The 25,723-nt window shown below is 70.8% G+C and carries 19 protein-coding genes; 13 read left to right on the top strand and 6 right to left on the bottom strand.

The features are described from left to right. Positions 1 to 10: 10 nt before the first annotated feature. The 3 genes from WMF42_RS44755 to WMF42_RS44765 all read right to left on the bottom strand — a co-directional run bounded on the left by WMF42_RS44755 (position 11) and on the right by WMF42_RS44765 (position 2,683). The gene (locus tag WMF42_RS44755; RefSeq protein WP_061612220.1) at positions 11 to 319 is read right to left on the bottom strand and encodes a hypothetical protein; all 309 of its coding nucleotides are present in this window, start codon (positions 317 to 319) and stop codon (positions 11 to 13) included. 149 nt (positions 320 to 468) lie between these two features. Continuing rightward, positions 469 to 1,962, bottom strand: coding sequence for an aminomethyl-transferring glycine dehydrogenase subunit GcvPB (gene gcvPB, locus WMF42_RS44760; protein ID WP_061612221.1), 1,494 nt, complete (start codon positions 1,960 to 1,962; stop codon positions 469 to 471). Between the two features lie 118 nt (positions 1,963 to 2,080). Beyond that, complete coding sequence (locus WMF42_RS44765; protein WP_155798971.1) at positions 2,081 to 2,683, bottom strand: hypothetical protein; 603 nt, start codon at positions 2,681 to 2,683, stop codon at positions 2,081 to 2,083. Between the two features lie 212 nt (positions 2,684 to 2,895). Between WMF42_RS44765 and WMF42_RS44770 the strand changes: the two genes are divergently transcribed. Further along, positions 2,896 to 4,617 carry an FG-GAP repeat domain-containing protein gene (locus WMF42_RS44770; protein ID WP_437689406.1) on the top strand — a complete coding sequence of 574 codons (1,722 nt, stop codon included), beginning with the start codon at positions 2,896 to 2,898 and terminating at the stop codon, positions 4,615 to 4,617. 130 nt (positions 4,618 to 4,747) lie between these two features. Here WMF42_RS44770 and hemL read toward each other — a convergent pair whose 3' ends face one another. Beyond that, positions 4,748 to 6,064 carry a glutamate-1-semialdehyde 2,1-aminomutase gene (gene hemL, locus WMF42_RS44775; protein ID WP_434044732.1) on the bottom strand — a complete coding sequence of 439 codons (1,317 nt, stop codon included), beginning with the start codon at positions 6,062 to 6,064 and terminating at the stop codon, positions 4,748 to 4,750. A 349-nt stretch (positions 6,065 to 6,413) separates the two neighbouring features. Between hemL and WMF42_RS44780 the strand changes: the two genes are divergently transcribed. Further along, the gene (locus WMF42_RS44780; protein ID WP_434044733.1) at positions 6,414 to 7,853 is read left to right on the top strand and encodes a serine/threonine-protein kinase; all 1,440 of its coding nucleotides are present in this window, start codon (positions 6,414 to 6,416) and stop codon (positions 7,851 to 7,853) included. Between the two features lie 15 nt (positions 7,854 to 7,868). On the opposite strand, the gene WMF42_RS44785 is transcribed toward WMF42_RS44780, so the two are convergent. Then, complete coding sequence (locus tag WMF42_RS44785) at positions 7,869 to 8,432, bottom strand: GNAT family N-acetyltransferase (protein WP_437689409.1); 564 nt, start codon at positions 8,430 to 8,432, stop codon at positions 7,869 to 7,871. Between the two features lie 106 nt (positions 8,433 to 8,538). On the opposite strand from WMF42_RS44785, the gene WMF42_RS44790 reads away from it, so the two are divergent. The 5 genes from WMF42_RS44790 (at position 8,539) to WMF42_RS44810 (ending at position 15,433) form a co-directional block, all read left to right on the top strand. Continuing rightward, positions 8,539 to 9,183, top strand: a complete 645-nt coding sequence (locus tag WMF42_RS44790) for a hypothetical protein (RefSeq protein WP_437689411.1) — start codon at positions 8,539 to 8,541, stop codon at positions 9,181 to 9,183. Positions 9,184 to 9,462: 279 nt separating this feature from the next. Further along, positions 9,463 to 10,917: a hypothetical protein gene (locus tag WMF42_RS44795; protein ID WP_437689412.1), complete on the top strand. Its 1,455-nt coding sequence runs from the start codon at positions 9,463 to 9,465 to the stop codon at positions 10,915 to 10,917. Continuing rightward, positions 10,914 to 13,181 (top strand): hypothetical protein, encoded by a 2,268-nt coding sequence (locus WMF42_RS44800; protein WP_437689414.1) that lies wholly within the window; start codon positions 10,914 to 10,916, stop codon positions 13,179 to 13,181. The genes WMF42_RS44795 and WMF42_RS44800 overlap by 4 nt, the downstream gene beginning before the upstream one ends. After that, positions 13,117 to 14,166, top strand: a complete 1,050-nt coding sequence (locus tag WMF42_RS44805; RefSeq protein ID WP_437689416.1) for a hypothetical protein — start codon at positions 13,117 to 13,119, stop codon at positions 14,164 to 14,166. Before WMF42_RS44800 ends, WMF42_RS44805 begins: the two co-directional genes overlap by 65 nt. Before the next feature lie 88 nt (positions 14,167 to 14,254). Then, a complete protein-coding gene (locus WMF42_RS44810; protein WP_437689418.1) occupies positions 14,255 to 15,433 on the top strand; it encodes a hypothetical protein in 1,179 nt (392 codons plus the stop codon). Between the two features lie 209 nt (positions 15,434 to 15,642). Here the strand turns inward: WMF42_RS44810 and WMF42_RS44815 are convergent, their stop codons facing one another. After that, complete coding sequence (locus WMF42_RS44815; protein WP_437689420.1) at positions 15,643 to 16,524, bottom strand: hypothetical protein; 882 nt, start codon at positions 16,522 to 16,524, stop codon at positions 15,643 to 15,645. Between the two features lie 986 nt (positions 16,525 to 17,510). On the opposite strand from WMF42_RS44815, the gene cas6 reads away from it, so the two are divergent. The 6 genes from cas6 to cas1 all read left to right on the top strand — a co-directional run bounded on the left by cas6 (position 17,511) and on the right by cas1 (position 25,716). Beyond that, positions 17,511 to 18,140: a type I-MYXAN CRISPR-associated protein Cas6/Cmx6 gene (gene cas6, locus WMF42_RS44820; protein WP_199694249.1), complete on the top strand. Its 630-nt coding sequence runs from the start codon at positions 17,511 to 17,513 to the stop codon at positions 18,138 to 18,140. Next, positions 18,140 to 20,602, top strand: coding sequence for a CRISPR-associated helicase Cas3' (gene cas3 / locus WMF42_RS44825; protein WP_437689422.1), 2,463 nt, complete (start codon positions 18,140 to 18,142; stop codon positions 20,600 to 20,602). Before cas6 ends, cas3 begins: the two co-directional genes overlap by 1 nt. Further along, positions 20,587 to 22,140, top strand: a complete 1,554-nt coding sequence (gene cas8a1 / locus WMF42_RS44830; protein WP_061612232.1) for a type I-MYXAN CRISPR-associated Cas8a1/Cmx1 — start codon at positions 20,587 to 20,589, stop codon at positions 22,138 to 22,140. Before cas3 ends, cas8a1 begins: the two co-directional genes overlap by 16 nt. Positions 22,141 to 22,143: 3 nt before the next feature. Continuing rightward, complete coding sequence (locus tag WMF42_RS44835; protein WP_061612233.1) at positions 22,144 to 23,160, top strand: CRISPR-associated protein; 1,017 nt, start codon at positions 22,144 to 22,146, stop codon at positions 23,158 to 23,160. Next, positions 23,157 to 23,831 carry a type I-MYXAN CRISPR-associated protein Cas5/Cmx5/DevS gene (gene cas5 / locus WMF42_RS44840; protein WP_437689425.1) on the top strand — a complete coding sequence of 225 codons (675 nt, stop codon included), beginning with the start codon at positions 23,157 to 23,159 and terminating at the stop codon, positions 23,829 to 23,831. The genes WMF42_RS44835 and cas5 overlap by 4 nt, the downstream gene beginning before the upstream one ends. A 148-nt stretch (positions 23,832 to 23,979) precedes the next feature. After that, entirely contained in the window at positions 23,980 to 25,716 is a 1,737-nt protein-coding gene (gene cas1, locus WMF42_RS44845) for a type I-MYXAN CRISPR-associated endonuclease Cas1 (RefSeq protein WP_437689427.1), read from the top strand. Positions 25,717 to 25,723 lie beyond the last annotated feature (7 nt).

Consider the following 25,723-nt stretch of genomic DNA (forward strand, 5'->3'; position numbering starts at 1 on the left):
GCGCCGCCCCTCAGGGCTTCACGCGCAGGACGGCGGTGCCCCTCTGCTTGCCGTAGAGCTGCTTGATCTCGATCTTGTACTCGCCGGGCGCCGACGCGCTGAACTCGACAGGCGAGGCGCTCTGCGGCCTGCCGGTGGGCAGGTCGCGCAGCACCCGTTCGATGATGATCTTGCCCGAGGGGGAGCGGATCTTGATGTTGAACGGCGGCGTCGCCTCGTCGTACGCACGGAACACGAGGCGCACTGTGTCTCCGACCGAGACCGGGGTGGTCTGGCTGATCGTCTCGATGTCGCCTTCGTTCTCAACGGTATCGGCCACGCGTCGCTCGTCCCGTGAGGCACCTCACCGCGGTGCCTCGTCGCTCATTGTAGACGCGTCCGGCGTGGATTCGCGAATTTGGCGCGCGCGGACGACGGACGCCGCCTGCGGGAGGAGGCCGCCCGCGGGCCGTCCTCCCCCCGCGGCGATCAGGTCTTCGACCATCGCAGGCGCGGCTGCCGCGCCGCCCGGGCCTCGTCGAGGCGCCCGATCACCGTGCCGTGAGGCGCCTGCTTCACGACCTCCGGCGTCTCCTGCGCCTCCTTGAGGATGCTCAGCATCGCGGCCACGAACTCGTCGAGGGTCTCGCGGGTCTCCGTCTCGGTCGGCTCGATCATCAGGGCGCCCGGCACGACCAGGGGGAAGTAGACCGTGGGCGCGTGGAAGCCGTAGTCGAGCAGCCGCTTGGCGATGTCGAGCGTCTTGACCCCGGTCTCCTTCTCGATCTGGCTGTCGGAGAGCACGACCTCGTGCATGCACGGCTGCGGCACCGGCGCGAGGTAGTGGTCCTTCAGCTTGGCCCAGAGGTAGCGCGCGTTCAGCACCGCGAGGCTGCTCGCCGTCGTGAGCCCCTCGCCGCCCATCTCCCGGATGTACGCGTACGCCCGGATGAACATCCCGAAGTTGCCGGTGAAGGCCCGCAGCCGCCCGATGCTCTGGGGCCGGTTGTGGTCCCACGCGAGCGCGTCGCCGCGCCGCACGATCACGGGCGAGGGCTGGAACGGCTCCAGGTGCTTCTTGAAGCAGACAGGCCCGGAGCCGGGGCCCCCGCCGCCGTGCGGGGTCGTGAACGTCTTGTGCAGGTTGATGTGGATGACGTCCATGCCCACGTCGCCCGGCCGCGCGTGGCCCATGATGGCGTTCGTGTTCGCGCCGTCGCCGTAGACGAGCCCGCCCTTGTCGTGGATGAGCTTGATGATCGCCGGCAGGTGCGTCTCGTACGCCCCGAGGGTGTTCGGGTTCGTGATCATCAGGCCGCAGACGTCGCCGTCCGAGCCCTCGCGCTCGATCGCGGCGAGGACCTGCTCGGGGTGGGTGATCCCGTCGGCGTTCTTCTCGATCCGGACGGCCACGAGCCCGTTGAGCGCGCAGCTCGCCGGGTTCGTCCCGTGGGCGCTCTCCGGGATGAAGACCTTCCTCGGCGAGCGCCCCTTCGACTCGTGGAACGCGCGCATCATCATCAGCCCCGCGAGCTCGCCCTGCGCGCCCGCCGACGGCTGCAGCGAGCAGCCGTCCATCCCGCTGACCTCGCAGAGCGCCTCCTGGAGGCGCCACATCACCTCGAGCGAGCCCTGGCTGAGCTCATCGGGCGTCATCGGGTGCAGCTTCGCGAAGCCCGGGATGCGCGCGGCCCACTCGTTGATCTTCGGGTTGTACTTCATCGTGCACGACCCGAGCGGGTACATCTGCCCGTCGATGCAGAAGTTCCACTGCGAGAGCCGGACGAAATGCCGGAAGGCCTCCGGCTCGCTCACCTCGGGCAGGCCGGCCGGCTCCTTGCGCGCGAGCGCGCCGTAGTGGGCGCCGGGGTCGACGTCGGGCACGTCGAGCGGGGGCAGCGACGCGCCGGTCCTGCCCGGCGTGCCGCGCTCGAAGATGGGGGGTTCGCGGAACTGAATGCCTCGCGGCTGCGGTTGCGTCATCGGGTGCTGTTATGTCAGAGGCCGGGGAGCCCGGCAGGTGCTTCGTCGTCAGGGGCCACGGTGGCCCCGCAGGTGCTTCGTCGGCCCGGGCCGTGGAGGCCGGCCGGCGCTTCGTCGGTCAGAGGCTGGGGGGCTCGGCGGAGCCTTCGTCGGAGGGTGAGGCAGGCGCCTCGGGCGCGCCGGACTCCTGGTTCTCGCTGTCCCAGTCGCCGCCGCCGATGTCGGAGCTGCCGGTGCCGCCGATCGACTGGAGATCCGGCATCATGTTGCGCTGCTTGACCGCCTCCCAGGGCTCGCCGACCTCGTCCTTGTTGCGGCCGATCTCGCCCACCACCTTGTCGTCGACGTTCTCGCCCTCCGGCCGCTTGTACTTGAAGTACCCCCGGCCCTCCTTGGTCGAGTTCGGCCCGATCGCGCCGATGACATGCTCGGTCCAGGAGAACTTGATGAGGTCGCCCGTCACCGAGCCGTGCAGCTCGCCCCAGCGATCCTTGACGGGCCGGATCCACTTGCCCGAGATGGCGTCGTTGTCCTGCACGAGGTGCAGGTAACCGTAGAGCTCGCTGTAATAGACCCCCGTCCAGTCGGCGCCTTCGGGCATGTCCCCGGCTTGCACCTTGGCCGTCTTGGGAGCGGGGTTCGAGCTGCAGCCGAGCGCCATCGGGCCTAGCAGAAGGGCTCCGGCGGCGGCGGCGATCCAGAGCCGTCGCGATACGTTCATGGCGGCGGAGCCTAGCACAGCACCTACCCGCACCCATACCCCCGCCATGCGCCCCCGGCATGCGTCCCGCGCGGCCGTTGCGGCGTGTCGGGGACACGCGCCCACCTCGTCTCCTGAAGGAGGAGCGTGACGCACCGTCCAGTGTGTGCTCGACGGCGTGATTTTCTACTTCCGCCGCTCGAGGAGCGCGGAGCCGCTGTTAAGCTCCCGCCATGCTGAAGTTCTTTGTCTGCAACCGAGGTTCAGTAATTCCCGGCAGAACTGCTCTCGTTGTCAGTGCGCTCGCCCTTGCTGCCTGCGAGGGGCAGCTCGGCGGCCTTGACGGCTCTCCGCCGCGCGGCGGTGGCAGCAGCTCCTCCAGCGGCGGCCCGCGCCCCGTCCCCGGGGGCTCCAAGCCGCTGCCCGTCGCCGCCTCGTGCGCTCCCGCGGCGAGCGGCGGCTCCACCAGCGTCGCGGAGCCCCAGCTCCTGCTCCAGCTCTCCGACGACGACGAGAGCGCCTGGCTCGGCTCGCCGGCGGTCGCCGACCTGGACGGCGACGGCGTGAACGAGATCCTCGTCACGCACAACGGCAACGTCGTCGCCTGGGGCCCCGACGGCGAGCAGCGGTGGCGGTTCGACGAGTCGCGGCAGCACGGCCGCATCTGGGCGAGCCCGATCGTCGGGGATTTCCGCGGCGACGAGCAGCTCGAGATCGTGGTCGCCGCGCGCACAACGATCTACATGCTCGACGCGAGCGGCCAGGTGGTGAGCGGCTGGCCCGTCACCTGGAACGACGAGATCCGCGCCCTCGCCGCGGGCGACGTCGACGGCGACGGCCAGCTCGACGTCGTGGCCGCGAGCACCGACAGGTCCCCCGACATCCTGATGGCCTTCCACGCGAGCGGGGCGCCTGTCGCGGGCTTCCCGCCGATCGAGAGCGGCACCATCGGGTGCGACGCGCGCCGCAGCGACGACGCCGAGTGCTGGATCGTGGGCGCCTACGACCAGAACCTGGCCATCGGCGATCTCGACGGAGACGGCTCTCAGGACATCGTCTCGCCGATGGATAACTCCTATGCCGGCTTCTATCGCGGCACGGGAGAGGCCTTCGACGCGAATCCCATGTTCCGGAACCGCCCGAAGACGCCGGGCGTGCGGTACATGCACGATCTCGAGCTCGCGCAGCAGGGCTTCGGCGACGGCGACGAGCTGCAGGCCTATTTCAAGAACTCGGCCCCTGCGATCGCGGACGTCGACGGCGACGGCAAGCCGGAGGTCATCATGCTCGCCGCGGCCGAGGACGTCGACATGTCGGACCAGTCCCAGGGCGTCGGCCTCTGGGTGGTCCGCAACGACGCGAGCCGCATCGACGGCTGGGAGAGCCCGTTCTACGCGCCGGACTACCTGTCCGGCGGCGAGGATCTCGGCGGCAACATCGTGGCCGCGACGCAGCAGGTGACCGTCGCCGATCTCGACGCGACGCGCCCCGGCCCCGAGATGATCTTCGCGGGCCTCGACGGGCGGATCCACGCTGTCTACGCCGACAAGACGGAGTTCTGGGACGTCCAGTACACGGACAGCACGCAGGTGCTCACGGGCGGCGTCGTTGTCGGGGACCTGTCGGGCGACGGCATCCCCGAGGTCGTGTTCAACACGTACTCGACCGAGGAGAACCGGAGCCACCTCTTCGTCCTCGACGCGGGCGGCAAGATCCTCCACAAGATCGCGCTGCCGCGGCTCGGCGCCATGCCCGTGCCGACGCTCGCCGACGTGAACGGCGACGGGACGATCGAGATCGTCGTGTCGCTCCGCGAGATCGGCTGGATCGACGGGCAGTATCCGGAGCCGTGCACGTATGTGTACACGGTGCCGCAGTCGTCGGACAACTGCCTGCTCTGGCCGACCGCCCGCGGCAACTACTACCGGAACGGCTGGGTCCGCGGCGCGGACTGACGCGCGCCGGGGGAGCCCGCCCGCGCGGACGGGCTTCCCGGAGCGCACGAAGGGCCGATCGCCGCGGCGGTCGGCCCTTCGCCGTTCTGGCCTCGCTCCGCGGCTCCCGGCGCGCGGACCGCCGCGGCCCTCAGGCCGCGAGCGCCTCGCGGCAGGCGGCGACCGTCCGCGCGATGTCCTCTTCCGTGTGCGCGCCGCTCAGGAACGCCGCCTCGTACTGCGACGGGGGCCAGTAGACGCCGCGCGCGAGCATCCCGGCGTGGAAGGCGCTGAAGCGCTTCGTGTCCGAGGTGGAGGCGTCGGCCCAGGAGCGGACCGGGCCCTTCGTGAAGAAGAGCGTGATCATGGAGCCGACCCGCTGGACGCACGCGTCCACGCCGGCGTCCTTGGCGGCGGCCCGGAGGCCGTCCTCGAGCGCGGCGCCGAGCTTCTCGAGCCGCTCGTAGAGGTCGGGCGTGAGGCGCTCGAGGGTCGCGAGCCCCGCCGAGACGGCGATCGGGTTGCCGCTGAGCGTGCCGGCCTGGTACACGGGGCCGAGCGGCGAGACGACGCGCATCACGTCGGCGCGGCCGCCGTAGGCCGCGAGCGGCATGCCGCCTCCGACGATCTTGCCGAGCGTGGTCAGGTCGGGCCGGAGGCCGAAGCGCTCCTGCGCGCCGCCGCGGGCGAGCCGGCAGCCGGTCATCACCTCGTCGAAGATCGAGAGCGCGCCGTGCTTGCGGCAGAGGTCGATGACGAGGGCGAGGAAGCCGGGCTCCGGCGGGACGCAGCCCATGTTGCCGACGACGGGCTCGAGGATGACGGCGGCGATGTCGCCGCCGCGGGCGGCGAAGGTGGCCTCGAGGGCGGCGGGGTCGTTGTAGGGCAGCGACAGCGTGGCGCGGGCGACGCTCTCGGGGACGCCGGCGGAGTCGGGCGCGCCGAAGGTGGCGAGCCCGCTGCCGGCCTTGACCAGCAGGTGATCGGCGTGGCCGTGGTAGCAGCCCTCGAACTTGATGATCGCGTCGCGGCGGGTGAAGCCGCGCGCCACGCGGATGGCGCTCATGGTCGCCTCGGTGCCGCTCGAGACGCAGCGCAGCATGTCGATGCTCGGGTAGAGCTCGCGGATCGTCTCGGCGAAGCGCACCTCGAGCTCGGTCGGCGCGCCGAACGAGAGGCCGCGGAGGGCGGCGTCGCGGACGGCCTCGACCACGGCGGGGTTCGCGTGGCCGAGGATGGCCGGCCCCCAGGAGCCGACGTAATCGATGTACTCGGCGCCGTCGGCGTCGAACAGCCGCGCTCCCTGCGCGCTGGCGATGAAGAGGGGGTCGCCGCCGACGGCGCGGAAGGCCCGCACCGGGCTGTTCACGCCGCCGGGCAGGACGGCGGCGGCGCGGTCGAACAGGGCTCGGGAGGCCGGGGCTCGGCCCCCGCGGGCGGGCGGAGGGGCGCTGGTCGCGTTCGTCATCGTGCTCGGGCCATAGCAGGGGCACGGCGGGGGGGCGACGCGGATCAGGGCGCGGGGCGCAGGGCGCAGGGCGCCGGGGCGCGGTCCGGGGTTGCGCGTCATGGCGCCGCGGCGCCGTGCGTTGGGGGCGCCGGCGGTCGGCGGCGCGCGTGCGTCCCTGGGTCCACACGATGCTTTGCGGCGCGGTCGCGCTTGGCTATGGTGAACGCCTGGAGAGAGGGGGCCGCGATCTGCGGCCCGGGCTGCTCCTGGAGACCGCGGGCGCGGCTCCCCGAGCACCAGCATCTGGTGAGCCATGCGGATCTCCGAGGACCCCGCTCCGGGGCAGCGTCTCGGGCGATATGAGCTTTTGCGCCTCATCGGCGAGGGCGGGATGGCCCAGGTGTGGGCCGCGCGCATGGAGGGCTCCCGCGGCTTCCACAAGGTCGTCGCGCTGAAGACGCTGATCCCGGCGCTCGCGAACGACCCGCAGTTTCAGCGCATGTTCCTCGACGAGGCGAACCTCGCCTCGAAGATCCACCACCGCAACGTCGTCGAGATCCTCGACCTCGGCGACACCGACGGCGTGCTCTTCCTCGTGATGGAGTGGATCGACGGGCAGACGATGCAGCGGCTGCTCCGGCCGGGGCTGCGCCCGATGCCGATCTCCCCGGCGATCGCCGCGCGCGTCGTGGCCGACGCTGCGCACGGGCTGCACGCGGCGCACGAGCTCCACGACGAGCGCGGGGAGCCGCTCGGCATCGTGCACCGGGACGTCTGCCCGCAGAACATCTTGATCGACCGCGACGGCACGGTGAAGGTGGCCGATTTCGGGATCGTGAAGGCGTTCGAGCGGCTGGGCGACACGACGCAGACCGGCGAGATCAAGGGCAAGGGCGAGTACATGTCGCCCGAGCAGGCGCAGGGGTACCCGGTCGATCGCCGCTCGGACATCTTCTCGCTCGGCGTCGTGCTCTTCGAGGCGGTCACGGGCGCGCTCCCGTTCCAGGTGCTGCACGACCTGGTGCTGCCGCAGACAGGGGTGCCGGAGCCGCCGCGCCCCACGCTCATCGCGCCGCATTGCCCGCGCGAGCTGGAGGAGATCATCCTGAAGGCGCTCGCGCGCGATCCGCGGCAGCGCTTCCAGACGGCGGGCGAGATGGCGAGCGCGCTGGAGGACTTCCTCATGCGCCGGTCGGGCGTGATGACGACCGCGCAGGTGGCCGAGCTCCTGATCGCGCGCTGCGGCGACGCGATGGACGAGGAGCGGCAGAAGATCGCGGGCGCGACAGCGCCGCAGCAGCGCCAGGGGTGGCGGCCGAAGCCCGGCGCGACGCTGAGCGCGGGGCCGGCCTCCGAGGGCCGGTCGCGGGGCGCGCGGACGGATCCGCGGCGGGGGATCGGCGGGCTGATGCGCGCCGGCAGCGACGCGCTGCGCCCGGTGGCGCTGCCGTGGCTCGTGGCGTCGGTGTCGACGGGGGTGGCGGTCGCGTCGCTCATGTTCGTCGCGCTGAGCCGGCCGCGGGAGCACCGGCCGCTCCTGGATCCGATCGCGGTGCAGGTCCAGCCGAGCGCCGCGGTGGTGCGGCTGAACGACGTGGTGCTCGGCGTGGGCAGCCAGGTCATCGCCCGGCCGAAGCCGGGGGTGTCGCTCTCGGTGGAGGCGCGATCGAGCGACGGCGTCGCGCAGAAGGTCGAGATCACGTCGGAGTCCCCCGCGCGCATCCAGCTCAACCTGGAGGGGACAGGCGAGCCCGGGCCCGGGACGCCCGCGCCGTCGCGCAGCGGCGGAGCGCCGGCGCCGAAGTAGGCGCGAGCGCGCGGGTCACGTCGCGGCGGCCTGGAGCTCTCCGCGCAGGAGCCCGTAGACCGCTGTGTCGGTGAACCGCCCGTCGTAGTACCAGTTCTGCCGCTGCTGCCCCTCGCGCGTGAAGCCGAGCCGCTCGAGCACGCGGGCGCTGGCGCGGTTCTCGGGGTCGAGCTGGGCCTCGACGCGGTGGAGATCCATCGATTCGAAGCCGAAGGCGAGCATGGCGCGCAGCGCCTCGGTCATGATGCCTCGGCCCCAGAACGCGGGCAGGAGCCCGTAGCCGATCTCTGCCCAGCGATGGGGCTTGTTCCAGCGCCAGAAGCCGCCGTTGCCGATGAGCTCTCCGCCCTCCTTGAGGGTGATGCCCCAGTAGATCGAGGTGTTCTCGCGGATGCCGGCGCTGACGACCGCGAGGTTCTGCTCCGAGTCGGCAATCGAGCTGTCGGGCGCCCGGCCGGTGTAGCGCGTCACCTCCGGATCCGACCGGATACGGAAGAGGCGCTCGACGTCGGCGGGCTCGAGCGCGCGGAGCCGGAGGCGAGGCGTCGTGAGGACGGGGAACGGGTCGAACGAAGCCATCGGCGGATGGCATCAGCGCAGGCGGCCGTGCGTCAAGCGGGGGGCACGAGGCCGCGGGCTTGACGGCGCTGCGCCCTCGGCCGAGACCTGCCGGGGAGGACTTCGCATGGCGCCGCTCGAGGATCCGCGTCCGGAGCAGCTCACCGCGATCGAGGGGGTGGCGGAGGGCGCCGCGATCGAGCTGGCCGAGGAGGGCGCCGCGATCGGGGTGGCCGAGGAGAGCGCCGCGATCGAGCTGGTCGAGGGCCCGGCGATCGCGCTGGCCGAGGACGCCGCGATCGGGGCGGCGGAGGAGGGCGCCGGCGGCGGCGAGCGCGGAGCGGCATCCGGAGCGCCGGGGTGCCGCGTCCGCTTCGCCCGCGGGGTCTCCGAGCTGCACGGCGATCACGCGGTCGTGGTGCTGCACGAGGACACGATCCTTCGCTGGCGGCCCACGCCGAGCCGGCCCGACGGTGCGTTCTCGCGGCTCTCCGAGGTGGTCGTGGGCGCGGCGATCGCCGTCGAGCACGGGGGCACCTGGGACGAGGGGCTCGTCCTCGGCCGCGTGGTGCGCCCGGCGCGCGCGGGCGGCTTCCGGGTGGACGGCGACGTGGAGCGCTACCCGTCGATCGCTGAGGCCGAGCGAGCGCACGGCCCCCTCGACGCGGGCGATCCAGAGGAGCCGTCGGAGAGGACCGGTGATCCGGCGTTCGAGTTGGGGGAGCCGCTCGGCCGCGACCCGCGCGGGCTCGCCCGCAGGGCGAGGAGATAGCCGCAGGCCACCCGGGCGATCCCGTGTTCGGGCCTGCCGTCGGACTAGCCGCCTTCCGTCTCCCGTCTTCCGTCTCGGTACTCCGCGCGCGCGTGCACCTTCCCGGGCTCCCCCGATGCAACCCACGGCGGTCTCTTCGCCAGGACGGAGGGAGGGGTAGCTCGCGGTGTGTTCCTCGGCTGGGCAATGTCCTACCGCTCCCGTGTGGACCCTTGCTCCTGGGTAATGAGCGGGCGAGCGTCCGCGGGCGGGAAGACTCGCGGGGTGGAGGTAATGCTCATGAGAAGGAGATTGAGGCGACGGACGGCGATCCTCGTCGTGGCCGTGGCCGTCCTGGCGCTGGGCGCGATGGCGACAGGGTGCCTGTGGGAGCGCGAGGAACACGCGCCAGGCAGGTTCTGCGCGCAATCGAACGCTAGCGTTGTCGAGCGCTGCGTGGACGCGAGCGAGGGCCCGGGCAGCGCGTGGAGCAAGGCCGAGGCGGATGGCGAGCTACCCATCCAGATGTGGGCGCGGCCGCCGTTCAGCGTGTCCGACGCGTTCGTCGCGAGCGAGGGGGAGCTCACGGCCTGGTTCGACAACCTCGATCGGGCCGTGGCCTACGTGCGCGACGAGGAGAAGCACGCCGAGTCGCTCCGGGCGACCCTGCACGGCGAACTCCTCGGGATGCTCCTGACGTACAGGCGTCATCAGGAGGGGATCCTCGAGGAGGAGCCGGTCCGCGCGGCCGACAACTTCACGCGGGCGATGACCGACAAGGCGAGCGCCGAGGAGGAGCCGCTCGCCGCCTCGCTCGCCGCCGACAAGCAGGCGATGGCGGCCGTGCAGGCGGTCTTCGACGGGGCCCGGCGCGACGCCGCGCCGCTCGTGTCCAGGTACGCGGCCGTCGCGGCGCGGTTCGCGGACTACCGCGCGACCGAGGCGGCGGAGACGGCGGCGTACGCGGAGCTCTCGGCGGAGGCGTCGCGGTCGGACATCGATGGCCTCGACGGCGCGGAGAAGGCGGTGCTCGCCGCGGCGCGCGAGGCGAGCCGGGCGCCGAACGAGCTCGCCGCGGAGATCATGACGCTGTCCGCGGAGCTCCAGGCGCTCGCGGTCTCGTTCGAGGAGGCGATCGCGCCGCACAAGGAGGTGCTGGCGACGCACGGCGCGGTGGTGCCGGACATGACCTCGGGGGCGCGGCGCTCGCTGGGCGCGATGCTGGGCTACGCGCAGCGGCGCGTCGCCCGGAGCGACGCGACCGCGACGGCGCTGCTCGGCGGCATCGCGCTGCGGCGGCAGGCGCTCCGCGTGGTGCAAGGCGATGAGGGGGCGCGCGAGGCGATCGCGCGGTCGCGGATCGAGAGGGCGTCGGAGAGGTTCCGCGAGGTGGCGCGCGCGCGGGCGGCGGCGCTGTCGGCGGCGCCTCCGGTGAGCGAGAAGCTCGGGCTGCCGCTGTTGGCAGCGCGGTACGGGGAGCTCCTTTCGCTGGTGCAGATGCGGCCGCTCTGCGAGGCGGCTGGGTCGTCGTGGCGCGAGGCCGGGTGCGCGGAGCTGCGAGGGCGGTTCGACGCCGCGGAGGTCGAGCTCAGGACGGAGCTGCCGCGGAAGATCGCGGCGGGTCTTTCGGCGCTGCGGGAGAAGGGGATGGCCGCGGCGGCGCTCGACGCGGCGCAGGCGCGGCTCGACGCGGGCGACGTGAAGGGCGCCGCGATCGCGTATGACGCCGCCGTGCGCGGCGCGGAGGGGACATGAGGGGCTCGAAGGAGATGGCGCGGCGTGGCTGGAGCACCGCGGCGCTGCAGAAGCTCGTCGCGCTGGTCACCGTGGCGGCGGTGGTGACGCCGTCGTTCGCGCGGGCCGGCACGCCGTACACCCTTCTCTGGAGCGGCCACCAGGACGTCGGCTCGTGTGGGATCGCCGAGCTGGACATGGAAGGCGACGCCTTCTTCGAGGTGAACCAGACGCCGCTGCCCACGTACTCGGTTCCGGACGCGCTGCAGATCGAAGCCGATGGTTCCCAGAGCAACACGTTCGAGGCGGAGTTCGATTCGGTGCTGCTGCGCATGGGTAGCAACGACTTCCACTTCCGGGTTCACACAGTGAACGGCAACGACTGGTGCACCCGCGCGCACGACGTGGTGCACCTCGTCTCGGAGCCGCTCGGGCTGAACAAGCCGCTCTTCAACATCCGCCGCGACGGGACCGGGTTCGAGGGCAACACCGCGGTCGACCTGAGCCTCGCGGAGATCAACCCGGACCTCGCGCGTGACATCGCGGAGCTGGAGGTCAGGATCGCCCGGCTGATGACGGAGCTCCTCCGCGACGCCGCCAGGGTCGCGGACCTCCGGGAGAAGATGGACCTCTTGCGGCAGCTCGACGCGGAACTGCACGACCTGGTGCAGCGGCCGCTGGACGAGATCTCGCGGACCGACCTCGACGCGATCCTCGACCGATACAAGGACGTTGTCGACGCGGAGACGCGGGCGGCGATGGAGCAGTTCGTCGACGACCTGAAGAAGAGCGTCAGCGACCTGGAGCAAGAGCTCGCGCGGCTGCTCGACGAGTTCGGCGCGCAGGCCGACGAGGTGGCGGACCTCGCGACGCAGGACGCGCGCGCCGAGGGGTGGGATCCGGACGACCCGTGGGGCTACTCGCTCGGGGAGAGCGAGGTGCCGTGGGTGGAGGTGCCGGACATCGCGGAGGTGGACGGCGCGTTCGACGAGGGGCGGGACCCGTACGCAGCGTACGCGGACGCGGTGATCGCGGCGCTGGAGGCGGCGGTGAGCGGGGGCGCGGTGATCGCGCGGGCGGACTTCGTGGCGAACGTGCGGGCGTGGCGCGAGAACAGCGCGGCGCTGGAGATCGCGCTGCGCGACCGGATGGGGGTGTCGCTTTCGGAGACGAACGCGTTCCTGAAGGCGCAGAACCGGATCAGCGAGGTCGTGCGGCGGTTCATGGATGCATCGAGCTGGTTCGTGGACTCGCCTGTGCCGGCGGACCTGCGAGCGCAGGTGGACACGGTGCTGAAGCCGAGGTTCGGGGCGCTCGCGGAGCAGATGAAGGACGGCCTGAACCTCTGGACGGGCGGGGCGCTCGACCTGGAGCAGACGCAGCTCTACCAGACGATCAGCGCGTTCGCGGGGGCGATGTCGACGGTCGGCGAGGGGGTCGAGGCGTACGCGGGGGTGATGCAGACGCTGGTGCACGCGACGACGCGGATCGGGGTGGGGTTCGTGCCGGTGGTGGGGCCGGCGCTCGACCTGTGCGAGGCGGTGACGGGCAAGGCGTGGTGCTTGCCGGCGGGGGAGGAGCTGAGCACCGAGGAGCGGATCTTCTCGGGGGTGGGGTTCGGGCTCGGGGCGGTCGGGCCGATGTGGCGCGCGGTCAGTCGCGCCGGCGGGCTAACGCCGGATGCGATTCGGGTCGCCGAGGAGATCGCGCAGATGGGCGAGGAGCTCGCGACAGCGCTGCGCGCGCCCCGGCGCACATCGTACAAGACGCTGCGCGGGGCGGTCACCACCAAGTTTATCGACGCGTTCGAGCGCAGAGCGGCCAAGTTCCTACTGGACGATGGGCGGGCCTTGATCGGCGTTGGCGACGACGGCGTGCGCACAGTGCTGGGTATACCGAGGACGGCTCCCGCCTACAGCGACATCGCGAAGGCGCCCGATTTTGTGACGGTGACCCGAGGGAACAAACTGGCAGTGAGCGAGGCGAAAAGTGGGACGCACGTCCAGGAAGCGATCAAACAGTTGACGAACGCTCTGAAGGCGCTGAAAGAGAAGGGGCTCGCCGGCGACGTTACAAGAGTCGAGATAATCATCAAGAAGGGCGTGGCGTTCGACGATCACAACAAGATCATCAAGAATGGTTATTATTCGACAAGGCCACAGGTCAGACCGTTCAGATTTCCGGAGAGGGTTTCAAGCATTTTGTCAGGGTCATTGAGATATGAGCGAGTCAAGCGGTCAGCGGGTTTTGAGGGAATCAACCCCTTCGTTCTTCGCGTGGTGTGACGAGTCGGATAGAATCGACGCATTTGCAGCGGCGCTGTCGGCTCTCGTTCACCCGTGGCGGTTCTGTAGCAGCCTGTCGATACTCGACACACGGCGTGAGGAGATTCCTGTTGACGAAGTCGCTGCGACGCTGCATGCCCAGTTCGGCACGGACGCGTACGCTTGGGCGTCCTTCGGCGTGACGCTAAGCTCCGGACGTGGGCTAGGCTTCAGCGGCCACTGCTGCGGCGACGGGCAGCTCCGCCGCGGCGCCTCAGGTCCACTCGGCATGTCGCCGTTCGACAAGGAGGAACTGCTCCCGCTTCGCCTGCCCGTCGGCTTGCTCGCCAGCGCGAGATCGGTCGAGATTGAGGCGGCCATGGCGTCACTCGTTGTCCAAGACGACGTGGAGGATCTCCTGCTCCGCCTATGCGCGCCGGGCGCGAGCAGGCGCGTAACGACCGGAGGATGTACGAAGCTCGGGCACTGGGGCGCCCCGATCGAAATCGGCGCGACCTACCACGCGACGGCCACGGAGGTCGTGCGTGATCTAGCTCTCTCGTGGGTGCACCTGCACGACGGCGACAAGGTGGAACGCGCCGCGGGGTTGTCGATGGACGCGCTGCGTGCGCGCGTCGACGCTGCTCCGCACGGGGCGCGCATCGCGGTCAAAGGCGGCGCTGAGGTCTCGCGGGAAGCAGTTCTACGGGCCGTTGATACTGCACCGGAAGTGCTTCTCGACGCGCTTGAGGCGTCCGCGCTCCCGGACGATGAATGGTGCGCCGTGGAGCCATATGCCCGCGAAATCATGAAGATAATCGCAGAGGGCGCGCCCGCGCACGATGTGGACCTCACCACGCGCAAACACGTCCGGTTTCTCGAGCAACACGCCCCCTACCACGTACGGCGCCTCGCGAGCGGCGGTGTGACGCTCGCGACCCACCCGTACCGCACGCTGTGGCCGCTCTGGGCCGACGCCCTCTTCTTGCTGGGCATCACGTCATGACACAGACGCGAGGCGCCGCCTTGCGGCGCGCGGAGAACGGTGGTCGGAGCCCTGGCAGTGAGCCAGGCGTCCTCGAGGTCGTCGACCCATGAACCAAGCGCGGAGTGAACGGGGACCCGATTTCTATGCGTGGTGTGACGAGGCGGACCGGTTCGACGCCTTCGCGGCGGCCCTCTCCGCGCTCGTCTACCCGGGGGGACTCTGCGATGTCAGCCTCTCCACGCCTGGATCGTCCGAACACCTGTGGCGCAGCAGGGTTCCCCTCGACGAGGTCATCGCGGTGACACGTCCCGCCTTCAAGGCACGCTCGCAGATATGTGTGGATTTCGGCACGAAGTGGAGGTGGCTGGCCAGGTATGGTCTGAGCCTGGACTGCTATGGTGAAGAACACGAACGCCGGTGGGCCAGCGGCCCTCTGCGCGTACACACCTACGAGTGGAAGGGGCTCTACCCGTATTGCCTCGAGATCGCCATCGGCAACGATGCGCGCTCCGTGGAGGCCGAGGCGGCGATGATCTCGATGCAGTTCGAGCAGGACATGGAAGATATCCTGCTCGGCCTGTGCGCGCCGGACGCGCGTCCCCGCGTGACGACGGGCGCGTGCTCGGCGGTCTTCGGCTGGCCCGCGCCTGTCGAGGCGTGCGCGACCTATCACGCCGATGCCGCGAGTGTCGCGCGGGATCTCGCCCTGTCGTGGTTGCACATCCACGACGGCGACATCGTGCGGCGCGCTGCGGGCTTATCCCTGGACGCGCTGCATGCGCGCGTCGAAGCCGCTCCCAGAGGGGCGCGCGTCGGGGTCGCAAGCACCGTCGAGCGCGTCGACGAGCACGACGACCTCGACCGCGCTGCGTCCCGATCGCGGGCAGACCGCCCGACTCGCCCCGACGCCGTTCGGCGCGTCCCTCGTGCCCGCCTCGTAGGCGACGAGGATCTCACGCGCGAACAGGTGCTCGCGGCGCTATCCATGCCGCCGGCCACGCTGGTCGACGCGCTCGAAGCCTCGGCGGTGCCGGACGAAGCATGGCGCTCCGTCGAGCCTCGCGCGCGCGAGCTCGTCCAGGAGATCATCGAAGGTCCCAGGGAGGGCGAGGCTTCCTACGAGGTGAAGGTCGCCACGGGGAGACACGTCCGGTTCATCGAGCGCCACTCGCCCTACTACGTCCGGCGCCTTCCGAACGGCGGCCTGCTGCTGGCCACCCACCCCTTCCGCACGCTCTGGCCGCTCTGGTCCGACGCCCTCTTCGTACTCGGCCTGATGTCCTGACGCTGGGCGTGCACGCGCCAAGTCCGGTTCCGTGAGAGGGGCCCCTGGGCGACCGGGGGCCCCTGCTTGACAGCGCCCTGGGCGCGCGGCGGAAGGCGTGGTGAGGCGTGTGCCGGTGCCGTCGCGCAACCGGCTGGCGTGCACGAGCGGCGTGATGCCGGGGGATGGCGGGGATGGAGGAGCGCGGCAGGCTAGCGCGCGCGTCCGGATCAGGCGATGCCGAGGACGGGCGGCTCGGCGGGGGTGGCTTCGGGCTTCACGGGGCTGGCATCCGGCTTCGTTTCGCCCTTGTCGGGCCGGGGGGACGCCGGCGCGGAGCGCGTCGCGGTGTACAGGTTGGGGAAGCGGCCCTCGGGATCGTCGTAATAGAAGAGGAACCGGCCGACGCGGACGGCCTCGTCGTAGTGGCGGAAGAGCAGCTTGGCGGCGCGCGCCTGGTAGCCTTTCCAGAGCGTCTGGTCGGGCGTCGTCGTGGCGCCGAGCAGGCGGAGGATCTGCTCCGCCAGGGCGCTCGCGTCCTTCTCGTCCTCGCTGCGGAAGTTCCGCTTGTCGTCCTGTATCGCCTCGCGGTGCTTCCGGTACATGTCGGCGGCGGCGGACAAGTCGTTGGCGAGGTCGAGGTGGCCGCTACCCGCGCGCAGGTGCGCGAGCTGCGCTGTCGCCTCTGCGTCGCTGTCGAGGTGGTACTCGAGCGTCTTCAGCATGCGCGCGCGCGTCTCGTAGGCGCGCTCGACGAGCGAGGGCGGGAGCGCCGCGCCGGAATGCGTGGCCGAGGTGAGGAGGAGCTTGTGCCGGGCGAACCATGTCGCCCACGCGACGCTCTCGAGCCCCTCGAGCAGCGCGGCGTCGAGCGCGCCCGCCGCGGCGATGGCCGCGATGCGCTGGCGCAGCTCGGGCGCGGAGAGCGCCTTGGCCACGCCGATGGCCTGCACGGCCGCTGCCTGGAGATCGAGTCGCGGCGTCTCCAGCCCGGCGAGCGGTATCGCGTCGAGGTCGGGCTTCGCGCGGTGGAAGGCCGCCTCGGCGATATGGAGCTGGGTGGGCTCGACGGCGGGTGTCCCTGATTTTTTCGGGCTTTTGGGTTTGGGCATGAACGCAAGGACTAAGTCGCGCTGGCGCGTGTGTCGCAGGCGAGCACGAAATGGGCGCGATCCAGGAACATGATCGTGCGGTTGCATGCCGGCAGCGAGGAGGTCGCAGGGAGCATGGGGAACGAACGTTGTGATCGGGGAGCGGGACATCGCGCTGAGCACCCAGGTGGCAGGAGCAGACGGCGCTCCGGCCGGTGCCCCGGCTGAGCGACGGCGGAGGACGCGGCGACCTTGCACGAAGCGCGCGGGGCTTCGGCGCAGGTGGCGCGGGACGTGGCGCGAAGCGCGCGGGGCTTCGGCGCGGGTGGCGCGGGACGTGGCGCGAAGCGCGCGGGGCTTCGGCGCAGGTGGTGCAGGACGCTGCGCGAAGCGCGCGGGGCTTCGTCGCAGGTGGTGCAGGACGCTGCGCGAAGCGCGCGGGGCTTCGTCGCAGGTGGTGCAGGACGCTGCGCGAAGCGCGCGGGGCTTCGTCGCAGGCACTGCGGGCGGGTACACGGGCTGCGTTCGTCTTCGTCGGCGGCTGCAGGGTGCGGAGACGAGGGCAGGGATGTGGCGGCTGGTTCGTTTCGTCGATCAGTTGATCGGAGAAGGGTCGCCTTCCGGCACCACGGCGAGGATTCTCTGCGAGCACCATCCGTGCCAGCTATGCGGAGCACCCGGCAACTTTGCGGATAGCGGACGAGAACAGCTCGTTGCTACGATCGGCTGCGCCGGTGTGGCTGTTGCAACCTCCCCGGTCCATCCATTGAACCTGGGGATTATTGCTGGAGCTGTCGTGCTGATCGTGTGGATCTTGCAGGGGCAGGGTAGATGACAGAAAGGAATTCTTCCTAACCAAGTGCGGTCGGTTCCGGCTCCTCGAGAACCGAGAGACGATTCCGGGCGGTCCGTCATCATAGGAACGCAGCCGGGTACAACTTCTCTGCTTCATCGATGATGATGCGCCGTTTGTCGCATGAGCGCACAGCCTCTTCAAGGAGATGTCGGTGTCCCAAGAGATCGCACCACGCGTTGACATCGCGTTCCGCCTCGCGGCGAATCTCGTCCCGCTCGACCACGGCTACGCCCTGTTCGGCGCGATCTGTCGGATCGCCGGCGACCTGCACGGCGCGGGGTGGCTCGCGGTGCACCCGCTTTCCGGCGTGCCACGGCCTGACGGCCTGCTCGCGGTGGACGCACACCGCGGCCTTCGCCTCCGGCTGGAGCCTGGCCAGATCGCTCGGGTCCTCTGCCTTGCCGGCAAACGTCTCGAGCTCGACGGACACTCCGCGCGGGTGGGCGTCTCCACGGTGCACGCGATCGAGCCCGCAGCGGAGCTGCGCGCCCGCATCGTCGTCATCAAGGGCTTCACCGAGCCGGAGCCGTTCCGGGAAGCGCTGCGGCGGCAGCTCGACGCCTTGGAGGTCGTCGCGCGCATCGAGCTCGGGCGACGGCGCATGATCGCCGTCAACGGCTACACCGTCGTGGGGTTCGAGACGGCGCTGCACGAGCTGACGCCGGAGGGCTCGCTGCGGGCCCAGTACGCAGGCCTCGGAGGCAAGCAGCGGATGGGGTGCGGCGTGCTCGTGCCCGCCGGGCGTCGCGCTCGCCGGACGCAGGCGCCGGCCGAGGCGTGATGCGCTCGCCGCTCCTCGCGAAGTCGTACGACCGCAAGGACTTCAAGCATGGCCCGCCTGATTTCGCGCTCCTGACCCAGCACAGCCGCGACGTGGCCGCCGCGTGCCGGGCGCTGGCCGATGCGATCGGTCCGGCCGCCCTGGAGGCGGCAGCGCTTGACGCAGGCGAGCTCGAGCGCTTCGCCACGACGCTGCGGCTGTGCGGCTGGATGCAGGACGTCGGGAAGGCCAACAGCGACTTCCAGGCGATGGTCCACGACCAGCCGCAGATCGAGCAGCTCGTGCGGCACGAGACCATCTCCGGCTTCCTCGTCTGGCTGGATCCGGCGATCCGTCGCTGGCTCGCGCCGATGGAGGAGGTCCTCATGGTCGCGACGTGGGGCGCGCTCGGTCACCACCGCAAGTTCGACGAGCAGGTTGGCATGAACCAGGGCGCCGCGCTGACCGTGCACGCTGCCCACGAGGACTTCGCCACGCTCCTCCGGGACATGGCGGCCGACCTCGGGCTGCCAGCACCGCCCAGGTTCGAGCGCGATTTCACGATCGGACGCAGCAGGCGGGACGGTGCGGATCGCGCCGCCGGGCCGATGCGACAGCAGATGGTCGACGACTTCCAGGACGCCGAGGCCGACTTCGAGGACGAGCGCCGGCGCCGCTTCGTCGCGCTGGTGAAGGGGCTCGGCATCGCCGCCGATGTGGCGGCGAGCGCAGTGGCACGGCGCCACGTCATGGCAGCGCGCTACTCCCTCCCGGAGTTCATCGCTCGCAGTTTGTCGACGCGGCTCACGCGTAGCGAGCTGACCGGACTGGTCCATCGCTGGGCGTGGAGCACCTACGACGGCCGTGCGCCGGTCGACCTCTCGCAGCTTCCACCCGGTTTCGGGTACCGGCCGTTCCAGGAGCACGTGGCGGCGTCCCCTTCGCTCGTGACGCTGGCGGAGGCGGGGTGCGGCTCCGGGAAGAGCGTCGCCGCCTACCTCTGGGCGCGCGAATGGTGCGCGCGGCGCGAGATCGCCGGCGCACCGGGCTTCCGCCTGTTCTTCTGCCTCCCGACCACCGGCACGACCACCGAGCACTTCAAGGACTACGCGCTCGAGGCGGACGTCCCGGCGGAGCTCGTCCATTCGCGAGCGTCGGTCGACCTGCACATCCTCGCGACGACCGCCGAGCAAGAGGAAGACGAGGACGCGGGACACGGCGCAGATCGTTCGAACGGCGCCGAGTCAGCGAAGAACGCGCTGAGAGCCGAGCGGGACAAGATCGAGGCGCTCGCGCTCTGGGACGCGCGCATCGCGGTGACGACCGCCGACACCGTGCTCGGGCTGATGGCGAACGCACGCCGTGCGCTGTGCGCGCTGCCGGCGATCGTGCAGTCGACGATCGTCTTCGACGAGATCCACGCGTTCGACGATCACCTGTTCGGTCACCTGCTGGTGTTCCTGAAGAACTTTCCGGGCATCCCGGTGCTCCTGATGACCGCGTCGCTGCCGGAGGCGCGCCGGCGCGCGCTGGCCGAGGTTCGCCCCGACGTCCACGTCGTGCCCGGGCCGGCCGACCTGGAGACGCTTCCGCGGTACTGCCTCGTCGAGGCCGAGAGCTCGGCGGCTTGCTGGCCAGAGATCGACGCCTGCCTGCGCGGGGGCGGCAAGGTGCTCTGGGTACGGAACCGGGTCGAGTGGGCGAACGCGGTGTACCGCGAGGCGATCGCGCGGTTCCCGGAGGTGGGCGTCGACGTGTACCACTCGCGCCTGCGGTACAGGGATCGCAGCCGCCGACACCGTCGCGTGATCGATCGCTTCAAGCGCGCGGGGACGCCGGCCTTCCTGGTCGCCACGCAGGTGGCAGAGATGTCGCTCGATCTCTCCGCGGACCTGCTGGTCACGGACGAGGCACCCGTTCCCGCGCTGATCCAGCGCCTCGGACGTCTCAACCGACGCGCCACGCCGACGTCCCCGGGGAGTCCGAAGCGGGCGCTGATCGTGCCCGTCGCGGTGAAGGAGGCGCTGCCTTACAGCGCGGAAGAGATCGAGGCGAGCCGCGTCTGGAGGAGCAACCTCGCGCAGCTCGGGCGCGCGCTGCACCAGCGCGATCTGTCGGAGCAGTTCGCCTCCCTCGACTCGGCGCATGCGATCGACTACGCCGCCGCCGAGGAGGCCGCCGTCTTCCTGGGCGTCCCGGAGCGCAGCGGCCTCTGGCGCACGCGCCCTGGTAGCACCCGCGGCGCCGGGTACACCGTCACCGTGCTGCTCGCGCGCGACGTGGGTGCGCACCGGCAGGACCATGGCGACGGCGTTCCGGCCGCCGAGTGGCTCCGCGAGCACGAGGTTGCGATCCCGATCAAGCAGGCGGTGCTCGGGTGGGCGCGCGTGGCCGGGCTGCCCGTCGCACCCGAGAACGCTGTCGTCTACGACTACGACGAATCCACCGGAGAAGGGACCGGCGCGCGATGGCGAGAGAGCTGATCTACCGGCTCACGAACCCGAACTACACCGTCTACCATCGCGCGGCGCTCGGAGGCCTTGCGTCGACGGTGCTCGCGTGGCGATCGAGGCGGGGCAGCGCCCCCGCCGGGATCGAGCACGACGTCCAGCGCGATGGTGTGAGGCTCGCGTGGGGCGACGACCTTGCCGATCAGGAGGCGCTGCAGCGGATCCTCGACGCGTCGTTCCGGCTCACCAAGGACAAGCTGATCGATCTCGTCGGCCAGGCCGTGGCTGAGGACAACGTCGAGCTGCGGGTCGCCATCCACAACGGCCTCTGCGCGACGTTCCTGCAGCACAACAAGATGCGCCCGTCGGAGAAGGAGCCGAGGCGCGTCGAGATCAGGAGCGCGGACGACGAGTCCCGCGGGTTGTTCACGTACAAGGCGATCACCTCGTACGCCCATCAGAAGGCGCAGGGGACCGGGCTGCTCGATCCGGCGAAGAAGGGCTCGGCGGCGGGGCGCTTCCCCGCGGTCGCGACGATCCCGCAGTCCGTGGTCCCGGGCGCTGTGGCGGGCATGCAGCCGCTCCAGACCGCCCCGGAGGAGGCGATCCTGCTGCTCTACCTGATGGTGGGCAGCGCGGTGTTCCTGCTGCGCCCGAGGACGTACAGGGAGAAAATGCAGGCGTGCATCGTCGTGCCGGACGTGCGCGATCTGGTCGCGTTCTCCAGGGCGCTGCGCGCCGTGGCGAGCGTCGACGTCAAGCGGCCCCGGTTGACCGGCGGTTATCTCGGACGCATTGCCGGCGGCGTCGAGGAGGCGGCGCTGCGGCTCCTCATCGATCTGACTGCGGACGACCTGCGCGACAACCCCGCCGTGGCGGGTCTCCACGCGATCGCGATGGGGAAGGTCGCGTGGGACAAGAACCAGATCAACCGGAGCGCCACGGTCCGGCTCGGGCTGACCTACGCCGAGCTCGATGTGTTCCTGCGCGCGAGCAAGCACCTCGGGAAGACGAGGATCGTTCCGGGGAGCAAGGGCGACGGCTACGCGGTGCCGATGAGCCCCGTCCCGGAGCTCGTCGCGGCGAACCTCGCCGCCGGCCGGCACTGGGCGGCGCACTTCCGCGACCTCGTCGGCGAGTCGAAGGATTTCTCCAGGATGCGCTTCGCGCGGAAAGGGCTGCAAGAGATGAAGGAGGCCATCAGGGACGGCGTCGATCAGGCCGTCATCGATATGTTCCACGAGGCGTGGCGGTGGAAGATGCGCGCGCTCGGGGAGCGGGCGCGCAGCGAAGGGGCGCCCTTCGAGTGGGCGGTCGAGCGGGAGCAGGAGCGGATCCGGAACTCGATCTTGCGCGCCAAGACCGCCGATGCGCTCGCTGGCTGGTTCCTACGTTTCTGTGCCGACGCCACGCAAGGGGGGACGCTGGCCGCGGCGAGGAAGGAGGCCGCGACGCTGCGCGAGTTCCTCTTCAACGAGCGAAACGCGAGCCGATTGCAGAACCTGCTCCTCTTCGCGCTCGTCAGCTACGCGAAGGACGACACCAAGGGGCAGACCAAGGGAGAGGCATGAACGATGGCCACGAACTATCTTTATGGCACGGTGCTGACGGGCGAGGCGGTCGCAGCCAATAACCGCGGCGAGAACATCGGCAACACGACGACCCTGCAGAAGGTCTTCCACCAGGACGACCTCCACACGAGCGTTTCCGCGGAGGCGATCCGCTTCGCGATCCGCTATCGATTCCAGCTCCAGGGGCTCCGGGTCAACCGCAGCTATGACGGCGGCTTAGGCAAGCTCGTCTATGTCGACGAGAAGCGCACCGGGTGGGATCCTTCCCGAGAGGTCTTTGTCGATGATGACCTCATGGGCTTCATGGATGCAGTGGCTGCGGCCAAGGAGCGAGAGGAAGAGGAGGGTGACGAAGCGGAGGATGACGCGGACGCCTCAGGAGCGAAGGCGACGGGCAAGAAGGGAAAGCAAGCCGCCAGGCCGAAGGCGAGGGGCAAGACCACGAAGCGCCCGAGCCCGCTCGCGGTCGGTCGGGCTGTTTCGCTGCGCCCATACCGCGGAGAGCTCTCGTACAATGCTGTCAGCGGCGACAAGACGGAGAACAAGCTCTCGCTCTACAGCGCCGAGATGCACACGACCGAGTATCAGTACTCGTTCGGCCTGAACCTCGGCGACGTTGTCGACAAGCGGAACATCGGTCACCTCGTCGACGCGATCCTCGATCCGCCGTCGGTCGCGGGCAACCACGCGCGCTTCGCGTACGATTTCTCGCCGGCGTCGATCGTCCTCCGGCTCACGCACGCGCACTCGTCCCGGATCCAGAACTGCTTCGATCACGACGAGGCCCGCCGGACCTACAAGGTCGATCGCCTTCTTCATCGCGTGCAGAGCGGCGACGTCCCCGCGGGCGAGCTCATCGTCGCGGGCGAGATCGCCGCGACGCAGGCCGGGTCGCGGCTGAAGGAGCTCGGCGCCACCGTCCTGCCCGGGATCGCGGCGGCGGGCGTGGAGACGCGGGCGCGCATCGCCAGGCTTGGGGGGCCGTTCGCGGCGGTCGCCGCGTCGGGCGCCGGCGGATGATCACCGTTCACGTCCAGGCGCCGTACGCGAGCTTCCGCAAGTCCTACGCGCGATCGTTCGCCGAGAGCTATCCGTTCGCGCCGCCGGCGACGGTGTACGGCATGCTCCTGTCGCTCGTCGGCGAGCGCTCGCGCGCGCGTCACGCCGGGGTGCGCCTCGCGTTCGCGTACGCGCGCCAGCCGGCCATCGCGACGACGCTCCGCAAGCTGAGCCGGTACAAGTACGGCGTGGCCTCCAAGCAGGAGAAGCTCGGCAACGCGCCCGATTTCGTGGAGACGCTCTGCGGGGTCGACTTCCTTTGCTGGATCGACAGCTCGGGCGAGGCTGCGCCGGCGCTGCGCGGCGCCGCCGCGACGCGCCTGGAGGAGCGCATCCAGCAGGCCGTGCTGTCGCCGGAGACGATCACGCGCAGCGGCATCGTGTGCCTGGGCCTCAGCGATGACGCGGTCGACGCGGTGAGCCTGGTGAGCCAGCCGGAAGGCCAGTGGCGGTGGCTGGTTCCAGACGAGGCCGGGGAGGTCGAGCTGCCCACGTGGGTCGATCACGTGGGCTCGTTTCACACGCGCTGGCGGCGATTTCGTTTCGACGCGGAGCCGCGGCAGGTATCGGGGTCGCCTCCGCCGGAGCGCTTCGTTCCGATCGACGATCCCCGCCCTGGGCCAGGCTCATGAGCGTCCCCGAGGGAGCCTGACGAGTGCCTGTTTCAGGCCATTCCGGGGTCGTGATTCTTATTTCCACTGGATTGTACGGACACGACTGCCGAAGATCGCTGGCAAGCGCTGGCGCGATGGTCATGCCGGCGCCCGTGAGCGAGCTGCCATGTCGTCGGAAAGCGCCGAGCCCTCCCTGCGCGTCATGTCCCTCCACGCGCTCGCGTACTGCGAGCGGCTCTTCTACCTCGAGGAGGTCGAGGAGATCCGTGTGGCCGACGAGGCCGTGTGGGCGGGCCGTCAGCTCCACGCGGAGCTCGACGAGCCGGGGGACATCGTCGAGATGACGCTCGAGTCGGCGACGCTGGGCATCCGGGGGCGCGTCGACGCGCTCCGCCGGCGCAGCGGCGAGCTGTTCCCGGTGGAGCACAAGCGCGGCCGGGCCCGGCGCGGGGCCGGCGGCGAGCCCGCGGCGTGGGAGAGCGACGCCGTCCAGGCCGCGGCCTACGCGATGCTCCTGGAGGAGCACGCTGGCAGACCCGTCGTCGAGGCGCGTATCCGGTACCACCGGGACAACGTGACGGTGCGCCTGCCGATCACCGAGGCGGAGCGCGCCGCGGTGGTGCGGACCATCGCGCGCGCGAGAGAGCTCGCCCGCTCTCCCGACCGTCCGCGGGTGACCGAGGACGAGCGCAGGTGCGTGCGCTGCTCTCTGGCGCCCGTCTGCCTCCCGGAGGAGTCGCGCTTCGCGGAGGCGGAGGCCCTCTCGTTACCACCAGCGGCGGACCGCGGCCCGCCGGGCGTGCTCGCGCCGGGCGGCGCCACCGCGGCGAGCCGTGCGGCGGTCGAGGCGCTTCCCTCGCCGGTGCGGCTGTATCCGCCGGACACCGAGCGGCGATCCCTGCACGTCGTCAGCCATGGCGCCCGGGTCGGTCGCTCCTCCGACGCGTTCGAGGTGACGGAGCGCGAAGGCGAGCGCACGCGCATCGGTGCGCGAGAGGTGAGCGACATCGTCGTGCACGGTCATGCGCAGATCACCACGCAGGCGCTCCGGCTCTGCGCCGCCGAGGAGATCGCCGTTCACTTCGTCGGCGCCGGCGGGGCGCACGTCGGCGTGTTCAGCGGCGGGAGCTCGGGGGTGCAGCGGAGGATCCGCCAGTTCCGCGGGCTGACGGACGACGCCTTCGCCATCGGGCTCGCGCGGCGGCTGGTGATGGCGAAGATCGAGATGCAGCTTCGTCATGTGCTCAGGGCGTCGCGCAAGGACGACGCGTTGCGCGCCGGCATCGAGGAGCCGATCGAGATGCTGCGCGGCAGCCTTCGCCGCGCGGCACGCGCCATGGATCGCCAGTCGCTCATGGGTCAGGAGGGCAACGCGGCGCGCGCGTACTTCAGCGCGCTCGCCGCGCTCGTGCACCCGGACGCCGGCGACGCGCTGCGCCCGCGCGGCCGTTCTCGCCGGCCGCCGGAGGATCGCTTCAACGCGCTGCTCTCCTTCGGCTACACGCTGCTCTACCGGGACGTGCTCAGCGCGATCCTCAGGGTCGGGCTGGAGCCCGGCTTCGGTGTGTTGCACCAGCCACGCTCCGCGGCGTTCCCCCTGGCCCTGGATCTGACGGAGCTCTTCCGGGTCCCGGTCGTCGACATGGCGGTCCTCGGCGCTGTCAACCGCCGGACGTTCGACGCGGGGCGCGACTTCGCGGTCACGGGCCGCCAGGTCTGGCTGTCCGACGTTGGCCGCCGCGCGTTCATCGACGTGTACGAGCGCCGCAAGCACGAGGAGTACCGGCACGACGTGCTCGGTTTTTCCCTGTCCTATGCGCGGATGATGGAGCTCGAGGCGCGCCTGCTGGAGAAAGAGTGGTCGGGCGAGCCGGGGCTCTTCGCACGCTTCCGAATCCGGTAGAGGTCAC

It is taken from the genome of Sorangium sp. So ce176 (genome assembly GCF_051519835.1).
GTDB lineage: Bacteria > Myxococcota_A > Polyangia > Polyangiales > Polyangiaceae > Sorangium > Sorangium cellulosum_G.

Bases quoted from the DNA above. Each gene is read 5' to 3' on its own strand.
- gcvPB (WP_061612221.1), bottom strand. From the start codon at position 1,962: ATGACGCAACCGCAGCCGCGAGGCATTCAGTTCCGCGAACCCCCCATC.
- WMF42_RS44765 (WP_155798971.1), bottom strand. From the start codon at position 2,683: ATGAACGTATCGCGACGGCTCTGGATCGCCGCCGCCGCCGGAGCCCTT.
- WMF42_RS44770 (WP_437689406.1), top strand. From the start codon at position 2,896: ATGCTGAAGTTCTTTGTCTGCAACCGAGGTTCAGTAATTCCCGGCAGA.
- hemL (WP_434044732.1), bottom strand. From the start codon at position 6,064: ATGACGAACGCGACCAGCGCCCCTCCGCCCGCCCGCGGGGGCCGAGCC.
- WMF42_RS44785 (WP_437689409.1), bottom strand. From the start codon at position 8,432: ATGGCTTCGTTCGACCCGTTCCCCGTCCTCACGACGCCTCGCCTCCGG.
- WMF42_RS44790 (WP_437689411.1), top strand. From the start codon at position 8,539: ATGGCGCCGCTCGAGGATCCGCGTCCGGAGCAGCTCACCGCGATCGAG.
- WMF42_RS44795 (WP_437689412.1), top strand. From the start codon at position 9,463: ATGAGAAGGAGATTGAGGCGACGGACGGCGATCCTCGTCGTGGCCGTG.
- WMF42_RS44800 (WP_437689414.1), top strand. From the start codon at position 10,914: ATGAGGGGCTCGAAGGAGATGGCGCGGCGTGGCTGGAGCACCGCGGCG.
- WMF42_RS44805 (WP_437689416.1), top strand. From the start codon at position 13,117: ATGAGCGAGTCAAGCGGTCAGCGGGTTTTGAGGGAATCAACCCCTTCG.
- WMF42_RS44810 (WP_437689418.1), top strand. From the start codon at position 14,255: ATGAACCAAGCGCGGAGTGAACGGGGACCCGATTTCTATGCGTGGTGT.
- WMF42_RS44815 (WP_437689420.1), bottom strand. From the start codon at position 16,524: ATGCCCAAACCCAAAAGCCCGAAAAAATCAGGGACACCCGCCGTCGAG.
- cas3 (WP_437689422.1), top strand. From the start codon at position 18,140: ATGCGCTCGCCGCTCCTCGCGAAGTCGTACGACCGCAAGGACTTCAAG.
- cas8a1 (WP_061612232.1), top strand. From the start codon at position 20,587: ATGGCGAGAGAGCTGATCTACCGGCTCACGAACCCGAACTACACCGTC.
- WMF42_RS44835 (WP_061612233.1), top strand. From the start codon at position 22,144: ATGGCCACGAACTATCTTTATGGCACGGTGCTGACGGGCGAGGCGGTC.
- cas5 (WP_437689425.1), top strand. From the start codon at position 23,157: ATGATCACCGTTCACGTCCAGGCGCCGTACGCGAGCTTCCGCAAGTCC.
- cas1 (WP_437689427.1), top strand. From the start codon at position 23,980: ATGTCGTCGGAAAGCGCCGAGCCCTCCCTGCGCGTCATGTCCCTCCAC.